At 26.0% G+C, this 13,256-nt stretch carries 14 protein-coding genes and 1 tRNA gene; all 15 read right to left on the bottom strand.

Going from position 1 to position 13,256, the window contains the following annotated elements; genetic code table 11:
- Positions 1-48: 48 nt before the first annotated feature.
- On the bottom strand, positions 49-1,062 hold the full coding sequence (gene gap, locus FVE73_RS00520; protein ID WP_018498335.1) for a type I glyceraldehyde-3-phosphate dehydrogenase: 1,014 nt from the start codon (positions 1,060-1,062) through the stop codon (positions 49-51).
- Between the two features lie 228 nt (positions 1,063-1,290).
- Positions 1,291-1,365: transfer RNA gene (locus FVE73_RS00515), tRNA-Gln, on the bottom strand.
- A gap of 282 nt (positions 1,366-1,647) precedes the next feature.
- Positions 1,648-2,313 carry a hypothetical protein gene (locus FVE73_RS00510; RefSeq protein WP_018498336.1) on the bottom strand — a complete coding sequence of 222 codons (666 nt, stop codon included), beginning with the start codon at positions 2,311-2,313 and terminating at the stop codon, positions 1,648-1,650.
- 83 nt (positions 2,314-2,396) lie between these two features.
- A complete protein-coding gene (locus tag FVE73_RS00505; protein WP_018498337.1) occupies positions 2,397-3,083 on the bottom strand; it encodes a hypothetical protein in 687 nt (228 codons plus the stop codon).
- A gap of 122 nt (positions 3,084-3,205) precedes the next feature.
- A complete protein-coding gene (locus FVE73_RS00500; protein WP_146997811.1) occupies positions 3,206-4,579 on the bottom strand; it encodes a hypothetical protein in 1,374 nt (457 codons plus the stop codon).
- Between the two features lie 166 nt (positions 4,580-4,745).
- Positions 4,746-5,258, bottom strand: a complete 513-nt coding sequence (locus FVE73_RS00495) for an HXXEE domain-containing protein (RefSeq protein WP_018498339.1) — start codon at positions 5,256-5,258, stop codon at positions 4,746-4,748.
- 2 nt (positions 5,259-5,260) lie between these two features.
- A complete protein-coding gene (gene cbiG / locus FVE73_RS00490) occupies positions 5,261-6,274 on the bottom strand; it encodes a cobalt-precorrin 5A hydrolase (protein ID WP_018498340.1) in 1,014 nt (337 codons plus the stop codon).
- Between the two features lie 28 nt (positions 6,275-6,302).
- Entirely contained in the window at positions 6,303-7,670 is a 1,368-nt protein-coding gene (locus FVE73_RS00485; protein ID WP_018498341.1) for a hypothetical protein, read from the bottom strand.
- Between the two features lie 23 nt (positions 7,671-7,693).
- The gene (locus FVE73_RS00480; RefSeq protein WP_018498342.1) at positions 7,694-8,461 is read right to left on the bottom strand and encodes an NUDIX domain-containing protein; all 768 of its coding nucleotides are present in this window, start codon (positions 8,459-8,461) and stop codon (positions 7,694-7,696) included.
- Between the two features lie 303 nt (positions 8,462-8,764).
- Positions 8,765-9,877, bottom strand: a complete 1,113-nt coding sequence (locus FVE73_RS00475) for a DKNYY domain-containing protein (protein ID WP_175284473.1) — start codon at positions 9,875-9,877, stop codon at positions 8,765-8,767.
- On the bottom strand, positions 9,849-10,862 hold the full coding sequence (locus tag FVE73_RS00470) for a hypothetical protein (RefSeq protein ID WP_018498344.1): 1,014 nt from the start codon (positions 10,860-10,862) through the stop codon (positions 9,849-9,851). The genes FVE73_RS00475 and FVE73_RS00470 overlap by 29 nt, the downstream gene beginning before the upstream one ends.
- A gap of 35 nt (positions 10,863-10,897) precedes the next feature.
- A complete protein-coding gene (locus tag FVE73_RS00465; protein ID WP_018498345.1) occupies positions 10,898-11,533 on the bottom strand; it encodes a hypothetical protein in 636 nt (211 codons plus the stop codon).
- A complete protein-coding gene (gene cobM, locus FVE73_RS00460) occupies positions 11,533-12,294 on the bottom strand; it encodes a precorrin-4 C(11)-methyltransferase (protein ID WP_018498346.1) in 762 nt (253 codons plus the stop codon). The genes FVE73_RS00465 and cobM overlap by 1 nt, the downstream gene beginning before the upstream one ends.
- Before the next feature lie 19 nt (positions 12,295-12,313).
- Positions 12,314-12,517 (bottom strand): DUF1016 N-terminal domain-containing protein, encoded by a 204-nt coding sequence (locus tag FVE73_RS00455; protein WP_018498347.1) that lies wholly within the window; start codon positions 12,515-12,517, stop codon positions 12,314-12,316.
- A 50-nt stretch (positions 12,518-12,567) separates the two neighbouring features.
- The gene (locus tag FVE73_RS00450; protein WP_018498348.1) at positions 12,568-13,251 is read right to left on the bottom strand and encodes a hypothetical protein; all 684 of its coding nucleotides are present in this window, start codon (positions 13,249-13,251) and stop codon (positions 12,568-12,570) included.
- Positions 13,252-13,256: the final 5 nt, after the last annotated feature.

Here is a 13,256-nt window from a genome sequence, read left to right as displayed (position 1 = left end):
TCTAGCCGATTTCCTAAAGTTGATCTTTTTAGAATTTAATTAAATCAATTATTTAGCAATTTTGCTTGCGAAGTATCCTAAAGTTCTGATTAATTGAGAAGTATAAGACATTTCGTTGTCATACCAAGATACTGTTTTAACTAATTGAGCATCTCCATTTTGAACAATTTTAGTTTGAGTTGCATCAAATAATGATCCAAAGTGAATTCCAACAATGTCAGAAGATACTAATGGTTCTTCAGTATATCCGAATGATTCGTTAGCTGCTTCTTTCATAGCTGCATTTACTTCATCAACAGTTACTTTTTTGTTTAAGATAGATACTAATTCAGTTAATGAACCAGTTGGAACAGGTACTCTTTGAGCAGCTCCATCTAATTTTCCGTTTAATTCAGGTACTACTAATCCAATTGCTTTTGCAGCTCCTGTTGAGTTAGGTACGATATTTACCGCAGCAGCTCTTGCTCTTCTTAAATCACCTTTTCTGTGTGGTGCATCTAATGTATTTTGGTCTCCTGTGTAAGCGTGGATAGTTGTCATTGTTCCAGTTACAATTCCAAATTTATCATTTAATGCTTTAGCCATTGGTGCTAAACAGTTAGTTGTACAAGAAGCTCCTGAAATAACTGTTTCTGAACCATCCAAGATTTCGTGGTTTACGTTGTAAACTACAGTTTTAACATCGTTTCCACCAGGTGCAGTAATAACTACTTTTTTAGCTCCTGCTTTTACGTGTTTTTCAGCTTTTTCTTTAGTTGCAAAGAAACCTGTTGCTTCTAATACTACATCTACTCCTAATTTACCCCAAGGTAATTTTTCAGGATCAGCTTCTGCAAAAACTTTAATTTCGTTTCCGTTTACTACGAAAGCTCCTTCTTTAACTTCAATAGTTCCATTGAATCTTCCTTGAGATGAATCATATTTGAATAAATGTGCTAACATTTTAGCATCTGTTAAGTCATTAATTGCTACAACTTCAAATTTATCTGTTTGTTCAGACATTAATCTCAATGCTAATCTCCCGATTCTTCCAAATCCATTAATTGCTACTTTAACTGCCATTTTAATAATACCTCCTAAAAATTTTAATATATATTAATTATATATTATTCCTTACATTTTGAGTATACCACATTTTTTTTGAATTTTCAACGGCAAAAATTAATAAATTTTATAGCTTTGTTTAAAATACTAAAATTCAAGAAAATAAATATTAAATTATAATTTTTAATCAAAAAAAAAACTACTATAATTTAGTAGCATCTATACACTATAATTTAATTTTTAAAATGGCTGGGCTGAATGGATTCGAACCATTGCATGCTGGAGTCAAAGTCCAGTGCCTTACCGCTTGGCGACAGCCCAACAACATCTTCATATTTTTATCCTTTACAGACATAAATCATTATACAAAAAAAAATTGATTTTGTCAACACTTTTTTTGTAATTTTTCAACATTTTAATATTGGGTGTATTGTATAATCAAGTGCAACACCTAAAACATATAAAAAAACATAGTAAAAATGATATACTGATATCTCCTACAAAATTAGAAAGGATCATTCTTACTATGTTAAGATAACAATAACATAAATTTATAGAAAAATCACTATAGATATTCAATTTTTAAATATACTTCAATATTTTTTATTCCTTAATTCCTCTTAGTGCTTTTTCTAAATTTTCTGATTCCCATTTTCCATCTACTTTTACCATTAATGCTGATAAATCTTGTAATATCACTTCTTCATCTGTAACTTTTTTAGCTTCTTTTTCATACATATTTATTCTTTCTTCAATTGCAATATTATAATAATTTCGTTTAGCAGGTTCATTTCCTCTTTCCTTCATAATTGCCTCCAATTCACTTTCGCTCATTTTAGCTCTTTCCAAAATTATTCTTTCTGTTTCATCATCTACTTCTAGCATATCTGGAACACTTTTCAAACTCTTAGATTTTATATCATAAACTACTTCTGCCTCACCATTTGAAAGATAATCTATTTGTTTTACATCAAATTTTAACTTTGTTTCATTTGCTGTAATTCTTGAAATTTCTCTTGCGTATTTTTCCACAATCTCTCTTTTTAAAGAATTGCTGATAATATAATCCTTTTTAAACAATTTGCTGTATGCTTCCTTTTCAAGATTTCTTTCATTATCTCTTATTCCTTCATTTACAATTGTGAAGAAAAATGAATTCAGTCTGCTTTGAAGTGCTCTTTTTATTGCCATATCCTCATTTGCCTGTGTTCCTGCTGTAAAAGCATTTCCTGCAACAATCATCATAATTAAAAATAATAATTTTTTCATGCTCTTCTCCTTAATAATATTTTTATCTTTCTATTAATATTATACCATATTTTCAAAAAAATTTTTTAATAAATTAAATTTTTTTACTTTAGTTCACTTAATTCCCATTGTCCGTTTACTTCAGTCAATACTGCTTTTTCATTTGCTGAAATTACTGTTTCTAAACTTGTATTTTCCAAGGCTTTTCCCATAATATCCAAAATTTCATCTACCATAATGTCATAAATCCGCACTTTTTCTGATTCATTTCCATTTTTTACCATTAAAGCTTCTATTTCATCTTCACTTTTATAACCTGATTTTTTTAAAACATTAATTCTAACATTCTCTTCAAATCTTTTTTCTATTCCCTCCAACGCCTTATCAAAATCCTTCATTTTTACATTATACACTACTTCAACATTTTTATTATCAATAGATTTAATATTTTTAACTTCAAATCTTAATTTCATATTTTTCAAATAAATATCAGAACATCCTTTAGAAAATTTTTCTAATATCTTTTTTTTATTTAAATCACTAATTTTATAATCTTTGTCAAATAATAAATCTGCATTATTACTAAAAGAATCTTTAATCACTTCCGCTAAAGTCTGATTTTCAACTATTTTCTTAATATTTTCCATATCTTTTTGAAAGGCATTTTCAATTTTAATTTTCTCACTTCCTGATACCATATTCATCGATGTATTCCGATTTTTTTGCACTGTCGTCCCTGCAAGTGCATTTCCCATTACTGCCAACATCAATACAAATAATAATTTTTTCATAAACTCTCCTCACTTTATCTTTTATTTTTCTTTGTCAAAATTATAACATACTTTCTTAAAATATTGAAAATAATTTTTTTCATTTATTCTTTTATCTAATTATTTTTTAATATTAATATTTTTTAATCTCTTCCACCATATTTCGCTTCAATATTTCTATAATCTTCTCCCAATATTTCATTTACAAATTTAAAAAAATCTAAATTTTCATTTTGAGCTGCAAAAACTGTTAATATTTTATCTTCATTTTTATCATCGTAAACATAAAATTTATTGTCTTTGCTGTCAGTTCCTCTTCTTAAAAATACTCCTTCTGAAATTTCTTCATCTTCTTCTTTTTTTCCAAAAATAAGAATTCTAACAATTTTTTCTTTTTCTTTCAGATCTTTTAATTTTATTTTTTTCTCAAAATCTTTATTTTTTCCTAAAAAAATAAGTTTACAATTTAATCCGCTACATCCAAATGTCCAATCAAAAATCTTTTTCTCCTTGTCTATTCTCGTTTCGATATAGTCAAATTTTTTTTGATTAACAATTTGTTTTATTTGATCATCATCTGAAAGTGATTCAAAATTTTTTCTCTTTTCTTCTAAATAACTATCGTTTTCAATAGTTTCACCCTTTTCCGAATTTTCCATAATCCTTTTAAACATTTCAGTGCCTTGAAGTTTTTTTGTCAATTTTTCAAGTTTTGTAATTTCTTTTTCTGACATTTCTCCAAAAAATCCTTTCAAAGCCATTACCATCTGAATAGTCATAACAGTCATCATTTCCTTATTTTTATTATATTCCGCCACTTCCTTAGAAATCTTTTTATTCGCAATTTTATTTATAAAATCATTGACCATTCCTTCAGTATCACCTGTAAACGCTTTTAAGATACCACAAACCATAAAAAAAGTTAATTGATCAGAATAGGCTTCTTCATCAGAAATTCTGTATTTTTCTAGCAAATTTTTATTATCAAGTATTTTATCAATTTCATCCATTTTTTGCGTTATTTCATCTATTTTCTGTTTCATTAACTTAGAATTTCCATCTTCTTTTATATTTTCCGTTTCTTTTGATATATATTCAAAAAAATCTATTCCCTTCAAATAATACTGATTATTGCTAATCTTTTTAACTTTTTCAAAATACTCATTTTTTGTATCTTTGTTTTTGGAACAATTCCAGAAGTCCTTTCCCAAAACGAAATTTTTTCTATCTTCAGGAATATCCATTTTCAAATATTCTGAAACATATTTTTTCTTCTGAGGATCGTTTGGTATCCCAGTCACAAAATACGATTCTATCAATCTTTCCAAGGCAACATAATTTCTTTTATCTTTCTGATAAAGTTTTTCCCATTCATCCTTACTTTCAGTTGCCCTTTTCCCATCTCCATCTTCTTCTACAAATCCTTCTCCAAATTTCTTATCCAATTTTACAGTTTCATCAATTATTTCTTGTTTAACACCTGCTTTTGACAAATCTTGCTGGATTTTTTCTTTCATTGTTAAGGCGGCTAAATTTAGATTTATTAAAAAAAGGACTATGATTAGAAATATTTTTTTCATGTTATTTTACTTGTATAATATAGTTACATTATACAAGCTCCTTTCTTTAAATTTCTTATATTGATTATATATTTTTTATTTTAAATATTTTTATAATTTTTTTTTATTTCCACAAATACCTATCAATTTTTTTACTAATTTTATGTAAAAATAGCAAATTTAAAATCATCAGAAATCCAATTATTATAACACATAAAATTAAAATAACTAAATTAATTTCTTTATTTAAAATAACATTCCAGATTGTTAAAATTCCTAAAGGGAAAATTATAAAAGAAGTCCGACTTCCTGGTGAAAACTTTCTATATCTAAGCGCATCATACATATGAGGTACTAAATGTGCAATATATACAATAAATAATGACAGTACCATTTCATACATACTAATCTCACTTGCTATAAAAAGTAATGTTGATAAAATTATAAATTCTTCAGCAATCATTAATGAAATTGTTTCTGTGGATGGATAATTCCCTTTTTTCTTCACAAATAATTCATTTTTCATATCTTTTACAACTTTATTTTTTTCTATAAATTTTTTTACAAAAATTATTTCTTCAAATTCGTGTATCATAAACAACACTATTGCTATAAATGACAATTTATATATTTCCATTCTCACATCTCCTCCTCAAAAATTGAAATCGTAATCCCTTCTAGCTTCACTTTTTTTACCAAAAAATTTCCTTTTCTACTCGAAGCTAGATAGGCACAAGGCTCAGAAACTCCGTATACTCCAATTTGATTTTTTACAAATTCTGAACGCTCTTCGACTAAATCTTCTACTTCCAAAATTTTTTCTTTTTCAAAAAATTCTATTGGAATATTTAATTCAGTCATTGCTTCTAAAAGTCCAACTTCATCAGATTTTACCCAAGCGGATGCGACTTTTTTTATCGAGTCTATTTCTAAATTTTGAGTTTTCATTACATAATTTATTTTTTCGATGATTTTTTCTTTCGCTGTATTTCTTTTGCAACCGATTCCGAGAATAATATTTTTGGGAATAATTTTAGAAATTTCAATATTTTTTCTGTTTGAGACAATTATTGCTCCAGCACAATTTTTATTGCTTTCTACGATATTTTTTGGCAAATGAATGCTTACATTTTCTCCATTTACGATAAGCGAAGTAACTCTTTTGGCATCGTCCAAACTTTCTAATTTTGCTTTAATTTTTTTTGACAATGTGTCAACCGCAATTTTTCCACCAACATCAGATGCTGTTGTAATTACTGGGATTGCTCCAATTCCATCCGCAATTTTTTTACATTCTTCATTTGCCCCTCCAAGATGTCCTGAAAGCAATGAAATCACAAAATTAGCGTGGTCATCAATCGTTATAACTGCTGGGTCAGTATCTTTACTCTTAAATTTTCCTTCAATAATTCTCACAACTGCTCCAATCGCCGCAACGAAAATATGTAAATCATATTTATCAAATGTTTTTTCTAATAAAATTGGCACTCGCTCATTTATCACAAACAAATTTTCCACATTTTCACTTTCAAGATTAAGCATATTTGCCACTCTTTGTGATACATAAATATGCAAATTTTTATAAACATTATTTCGTATTTTTAGACAGGTTTCATATCCGTTTTTACTTACACAATATACTGCTGTTCTCATTTTATCTCCTTTTTTATATTTTTTAAATCTATAATTTTAATCTTTTATACAATAATTTCTTTTCTTTTTTTGGTATTTTACTTTTTTCTATAATTTCTTTAGATTTTAAAATTTCCAAAATTTTCTTTTTATCATCTGATTCAAAATGAATAAAATCTTCAATTAATCCTTCATATTCTGGTACTTTTCTAAATACATATTTTTTTAATACTAATTTAGAAAGTTTACTTTTTAAAAGTTTTATCCAATTTTCTATCAAATCTGATTTTTTAATTTCTTGTATTTCATTTTCAACTATTAGTTCTTTCGTATAAGTTTTCCCCAAAATACTGTCTATAAAATATTTAGATACTTTTTTTACACGAAGATAAACTATTCTCTGTTTTATAATAAAATATATAATAAATATTAAATTTAATCCTAAAAGTTGATAAAAACTCTCATAACTAAAATTCTGATATTTTAAATGATAAATTAAATAAATAATTGGTTCAAAAAATAAATAACAATTTGTCATTCCTGCTGAAAAACCTCCCTCTATCTCTCTATAATTTATAAGTGCATCCCAATCTAAAATAAGGAAGATTATTCCTATAACTAATGAAATTATCCAATAATTAATTTGTAAACTTCCCATTAACATAAGCATAATTCCTGTAAATTGTAGACATAAAGGAATTAAAGTTATATAAAAAACATAGCCTGAAATTGCTTCATTACTTATTTTTTTCATTTTATATTTAAACATCATATTTTCTATATTTAAGAAAAATGGTTTTGAAAAAATCCAATTTTTTAAAATATTTTCATTACTATTTATACATAAACCCAAAATTTTGTTATATTTTAGAAAAAAATATTTTTTAATAAATTTTTTTATCCCTTTTTCTGAATTGGCTTCGTATTTTTTTAATATTTCCTTCAATTCACTTTTACCATTATTCATAAGGTTATATTTAAAAAAATCCTTATCAAATTTATTTTGATTTAAAATCTTATCTATTTTATTCGCAAATCTCAAATTATCAGTTTCAACACACTTATCACCTTCAAAAATCAAACTGTAAATTTTATTTATATCTTGTGTCGTACATTCTTTTTTCAATTTATCAAAAAAATTTTTTCTTTCCAAAAAGGAAAATGAAATATTTGATGACTCATAATATTCTTTTAATAATTTTTCTACCTCACCATTTTTAAAATATTGAAATTTTTCTGTTTCTAAGATTGTTTCCTCAATCTCTTCATCAACATCATCTTCTTCATAATCATTTATTGATAAATAATATTCAGGATAAAATTTTTTCAACGCTTTGTAATATTTATTATATTTTTCTCGATTCCAAAAAATTATATCTTTAAAATATTTAAAAATTTTAAATAATTTTATTTTCATAAATCCCTCTAGTCCATAAAATTCTAAACTTCCATCTCAAACACATTAATCACAGGCGTTTCATAAGGATGAACCTCCTTAATTAAATAATACGCTAACTCACAAAATTCTTTTTTCACTCTAAATTTCATAATTTTTTCATTAGCAACACTGGATTTTCCAACTTCTCCATCAAAAGGATTCCCACCTTCCAAAGTTTTCCAATGTCCAATTCCATCAATTGTAGAATAAACATCTGCATAAAATCCTTCTGTCAAAAGATTGTATTTTTGTAAGTTTTCCACAATTTTTTCCACATAATTTTCTGGAACAAAAACTTCAAAACAGCTGTATTTTTCTTTAAATTCAAGTTTTGAGCTCAATAAATTGTCATTTTCATAATTTAAATTCAAATAAAAAAATGGTGTATTTTTAAACAATAATTCTAAAAATATTTTGTCGCCTTCCCACAATTTTAAATCAAAAATTTCTTTTTTGGGAATCCATTTTAAGTTGCCTTCGTCACATTCATGCTGATTTCCTGAAAAATCCGAACTTGTATAAAGATACATAAATAGCGACTCATCATCGTTGTAATTAAAAATCACAAGTCCACGAAATTCATAACTATTCAATTCGTAGCCAGTTTCTTCTTGAACTTCTCTTTTTAAGCACTCTTCAGGTGTTTCCCCAGCTTCCAATTTTCCGCCAATTCCTAGCCATTTTCCTTTATTTATATCATTTTCCTTTTTGGTTCTATGTAGCATTAAATATTTTTCATCTTTTTCTAAATAACATAATGTCGTAATCATTTTTATCTTCCCTTTTTTATTTTATTTATAAAATATTATACCATATAGTTATGTTGATTTAGAATAGTGTTAGAAAATTTTAATATTGAAATTTCTAGTAAACTAAAAAAAACTTACATAAAAATTTTTTTTATGATAGAATAGTAAAAATTATAATTTTAAAGGAGGAAATTAATGCCTAGAAATAAAAAAGAGGGAATTATTTTTGGAGTTACAATGTGTTTTTTAATAGTTTGTGGAATGAGTGCCTATAATTTGACTCTTGTTGAAAAATTGAGATTACACAAAGTTATGGACACTCTCTTAAAAAGTTTTGATTGTACATTTCAAATATTCGTGATTTTTATCTTTTACTGTTCCTTTATTTATGCTATATCTCTCATCTCTTGAAGTTTTAAAACTCTCATAATCTGCACCCTCTAATATTTTCCCATTACAATAAATATGGTCTTTATCTTTTGCGTAAGAAAATCCCTCTGCATCCATATTTTCAAATATTGTAAACGAATTTTTATCTGCAAAAACTTTAATTGGGTATTTATTTATTCTAAAAATATCATAAAAATAAATTTTATTCCTATCTTTCGCATAACCATTTCCTATAACTTCAAATGTTTTTGTATCTGCACCTTCTAATTTTACAAAATCATCTATTTCTGAATTATAGTAATAGACACTTTTCTTATCTTTTATAAATTCATACTCCAAAGGTTTAAAAGTTTTTTTATCAATATTTTTTAATTCCTTCGCTCTATATTCATTTAGCCATCCATCAGACAAAAAATATAATTTTTTATTATTCTCAAAAAACATTTTGTTATGTTTCAAATTTTCATTTATAAATTTAAAATCTTCAGCAGGAGGTGTTCCTGTTATTTTTTCCATAGAAAAATATGGACCATGATAACCTTGTTCAACAATAATTTCCCCTATTCCAAATATATAAATTTTGTCCTTATCTAGTGCAACGTCTTCAGATATTAACTTAAATGTATTATAATCCACTCCTTTTAGTTCATTAATTAATGTTCCATAAATAGCAAATATTCTTTCCCCATCTTTCAAAAAATATTTTTTCTCTACTATATTTTTTACATTTGGTTTAATCAATTCAAGATTTTTAAAATTTATTTTTAATTTTTCTTGTTTAATATTTACAAGATTTTCTGAATTTTTTACTTTTATACCTAAATAATAAACACCTTCATCATCTACTGAAATTTCATCATTTAATCTTCTTCTTCCTTTGCTTATTTCTATATCATATTCTTTATTTCCAAAAACTTTCCATTTATTACTAACATTCCCCGTAAATGATAAATTTCCTATAAAAAATAATAAAACAAATATTTTGAAAAACTGTCTTTTCATAATCTGCACTCCTTTTTTAATCACATCTTTTACCAAATTCATCATATTCTTCTCTTGTAGTAATCTTATTATTTTTATCCAAAAAAATCCAATTATAGAACTTTCTCCCATCTCGTATAACGCCTTTTATAACTACTTTTTCTCTCAAATTATCGTCTTTTCCCTTACTAAACCATTTATTGAAATATCGAAGAAATTTATTTTTAATTTCCACAAAATCTGTAACTTCTATTTTAGCATTTATTTTTTTGCCATTTAACCTATAAATTGAAACATCTTTTTCAAAATCTTTTTCTTCAATTTCAATAATATTATTTTCTACTTCCAATTTTTTCCATTTCTTAAGATTATTCCATTCTTCCAAAGTCATTTTTATCATATCAAAATCTTTAATTGGCTTAAAATCACGAAATTCTACAATTGTGTATTCTTTAATATATTTTCTTATTTCTTCCTTTTCTAAAAATTTACCATCCTCAAAGATAACCCTGTTCACATTATTTTCTTCAATAAATTTCATTATATTCTCAAAACCAATTTCCCGTGTTACAACATCATCAAAAATTTCTGTTTTTTCTTTCCAAATTGATTTATACAGTCCAACTTTTTTCAGTTCTATTCGAAATTCCTTCTTGTCTATTTTTTCTCCCGCTTTTATTTTCTCAAGAAGTTCAATTAATTTTTTTGAAAAATCAACCTTATTTTTATGAATTATTTCTTTCAAATACCTAATTGTGCTGTTTCTCAAAATATCATAATTTCCGAAAATTTCATTTTTCAATTTTTCATCATTCGTAACTTCATTTTCATAACATTTCCACGAATAATCCTGCCCATCAAAACAATGAAATATTTTATCTCCCTTTTCTTTCTCAAAATCATAATAAGAACAGCTATACAGCAGATCATCTTCCCTTCTCAAATCAAATGCCACATAATTTTTATCTTCTTTTGCTTCTCCAATATGCAAAAAACATTCTGCTTCAAAAAAAGAATCATTTTTCTGATTTTCAAGTTTTATAATTTCCATATTTTTTTAATCCCTAGGTAATAAATAGTATTTTATCACTTCATTTTATTTAACATCTCTTCAAATTTTTCAACATCTTTAAACTTCCACTCATTCCCGATTTTATTTAATTCATTCGTTACTTTATCCGTCATATAATTTTTAGGATTTCGCACTCCTTCTCTTAACATTTCATTTATTATATCTTTCCGTTTTTTTACTTCTGAAGGACTTAAAAAATCTTCATCGTCTTTCATTTCATATCCATATTTTTTAAAAAATCTTTTTTTCATTTCTTTATCATCTAAAATTTTATCCGAATCAGGAATAACCACTTCATAAGTAACAGAAACTTTTGTATTTGATAAATATTTTATAGTTTTTACATTAAATTTTGAATTGTCAAATATTTCAGAAAAAAAACTAGGAAGTTCTTTTGATAGCAATTGCATACTCTCTTTTTCTTCTTTGCTCATTTCATTATTTACTTTACTTGCTACAGAAAAATAATATGAAATCATTTCTTGTAATACTTTTTTAGGATATTTACTCACTGTTTCTTCAATTTTCTTATTCTCCAAATCAATCTGCTCTTTTGATAAAGTAACATTTTTTTGCTTTATTACTTGATATTGCTCTGCAAAAATTTGCATGGAAAATATAAATAGAATTATTGTTATTAGTTTTTTCATTATTCTTCAACCCCTCTTCTAAACTCATGCGAAAATGTCTTATCATAAAGTTTAGATTTAGAATATTTATCCCCCATAAAGTTTCCAACCAAAATTTGTGCAGTTTTCGTAATTTTCTCATCTTTCACTTTTTGAGCAATGTTTTCCAATGTTCCCATAACAATTTTCTGATCTTCCCAAGTTGCTCTTTGAACAATTGCAATTGGTGTTGTTTTATCATAATGCTTTAATAATCTTTTTACAACTTCATCAATCATTTGCACAGATAGGAATATTGCCATCGAACATTTATGTGAAGCAAGGCTTTCAAGACTCTCTGTTTCAGGGACAGTTGTTCTTCCTTCCAGTCTTGTACAAATTATCGTCTGACTCACATCAGGCAAGGTAAATTCTTTTTTTATTGCAGCAGCGGCAGCTACAAATGAACTCACTCCTGGAATTACTTCATATTCAATCCCATATTCATCCAGAATATCCATTTGTTCCCTTATTGCTCCAAAAATACTTGGATCTCCAGTATGAACCCTTGCTACCAGTTTTCCTTTTTTCTGTGCCTTTATCATAACTTCCATCACTTCGTCCAAGTTCATTGAAGCGGAATTATAAATTTCAGCTCCATCCTTATGACAATCAATAACCTCTTTTGGAACCAACGACCCCGCATAAATTATTACATCTGCTTCCTTTACAATTTTTTGCCCTTTTACTGTAATCAATTCAGGATCTCCTGGTCCTGCTCCTATGAAGTATACTTTTTTCATAAAATTACCTCTTTCTTTTTTATATTTTTTTATTTTCTATCAAATATTCCGCTCTCTCTTTATTTTTCTGTTCATCTTCTACAATAATTTTCCCAATTTCCCAATAAGTCTGCACAAGAATATTATTAATCTTTACAAACACCTGTTTCTTTGCATTTTCCATCAATTCTTTGATTTGCAAATAAACCATACTACTCTCAATTCCTTTTTCAATTTTGCTCATTTTTCCCCCATTTATATTAATTTCAAAAATAACTTATCAAATATTTTTTACTAATAACTAATTTTTTGTTCCACATTCGGATTTTGAACCGCTTTCTTATATAATTCCTTTAATTCTTCAAAATGATTTCCATTTTTTTCTCTGTATTCTTTTTCCTTTTCTGTCAATTCCCTATTATACGGATTATCTCCCAAACTGCTATGAAGTGCAACTCCAAATTGTGTTATAATATCAAATTTCATAATTTCTTGCGACAAACTCTTATCTGTATAAAATTTATAACCATCGTAATTTGAACCTCTTCCAGCATCATAATAAGTATTGTTATTATATTTTATCTTTACAATATTTTTTATTTCTTTTTTTGTTTTTCTTTCATAAATAACTGCTTTGTTGTTTTCCACCAATTCAGCAATATAATTACGAACATAATCCAATTTTTTATCTTTATCTGAAATACTATTTTTTATATTCTTTTCTTTTTTATCTCTATTTTTATTGTATAATTCCAATAAATCACTTTTTCTCACTATAATATCAAAATTTTCAGTTTTATACGTTACTATATTCTTTTTATCATTTGGCAATACATAACTCAAATTTATTTCCTTTTCAAAAATTTGACTTAATTCTATGTATCTTTTTTTCTTCGTATCATAAGTTCCTTTTACAATTGTTTCTGCTAGTCCTTGAATTGCTACTCCAAGTAACAAAATAAATAATATTTTTTTCATAATAA

Origin of the sequence: Leptotrichia wadei, assembly GCF_007990545.2 — a bacterium.
Taxonomy (GTDB): Bacteria; Fusobacteriota; Fusobacteriia; order Fusobacteriales; family Leptotrichiaceae; genus Leptotrichia; species Leptotrichia wadei.
The sequence above is the reverse complement of the archived record's forward strand: the minus strand, read 5'-3'. Positions and strand labels throughout refer to the sequence as shown.

Bases quoted from the DNA above. Each gene is read 5' to 3' on its own strand.
- gap (WP_018498335.1), bottom strand. From the start codon at position 1,062: ATGGCAGTTAAAGTAGCAATTAATGGATTTGGAAGAATCGGGAGATTA.
- FVE73_RS00510 (WP_018498336.1), bottom strand. From the start codon at position 2,313: ATGAAAAAATTATTATTTTTAATTATGATGATTGTTGCAGGAAATGCT.
- FVE73_RS00505 (WP_018498337.1), bottom strand. From the start codon at position 3,083: ATGAAAAAATTATTATTTGTATTGATGTTGGCAGTAATGGGAAATGCA.
- FVE73_RS00500 (WP_146997811.1), bottom strand. From the start codon at position 4,579: ATGAAAGAAAAAATCCAGCAAGATTTGTCAAAAGCAGGTGTTAAACAA.
- FVE73_RS00495 (WP_018498339.1), bottom strand. From the start codon at position 5,258: ATGGAAATATATAAATTGTCATTTATAGCAATAGTGTTGTTTATGATA.
- cbiG (WP_018498340.1), bottom strand. From the start codon at position 6,274: ATGAGAACAGCAGTATATTGTGTAAGTAAAAACGGATATGAAACCTGT.
- FVE73_RS00485 (WP_018498341.1), bottom strand. From the start codon at position 7,670: ATGAAAATAAAATTATTTAAAATTTTTAAATATTTTAAAGATATAATT.
- FVE73_RS00480 (WP_018498342.1), bottom strand. From the start codon at position 8,461: ATGATTACGACATTATGTTATTTAGAAAAAGATGAAAAATATTTAATG.
- FVE73_RS00475 (WP_175284473.1), bottom strand. From the start codon at position 9,877: ATGATGAATTTGGTAAAAGATGTGATTAAAAAAGGAGTGCAGATTATG.
- FVE73_RS00470 (WP_018498344.1), bottom strand. From the start codon at position 10,862: ATGGAAATTATAAAACTTGAAAATCAGAAAAATGATTCTTTTTTTGAA.
- FVE73_RS00465 (WP_018498345.1), bottom strand. From the start codon at position 11,533: ATGAAAAAACTAATAACAATAATTCTATTTATATTTTCCATGCAAATT.
- cobM (WP_018498346.1), bottom strand. From the start codon at position 12,294: ATGAAAAAAGTATACTTCATAGGAGCAGGACCAGGAGATCCTGAATTG.
- FVE73_RS00455 (WP_018498347.1), bottom strand. From the start codon at position 12,517: ATGAGCAAAATTGAAAAAGGAATTGAGAGTAGTATGGTTTATTTGCAA.
- FVE73_RS00450 (WP_018498348.1), bottom strand. From the start codon at position 13,251: ATGAAAAAAATATTATTTATTTTGTTACTTGGAGTAGCAATTCAAGGA.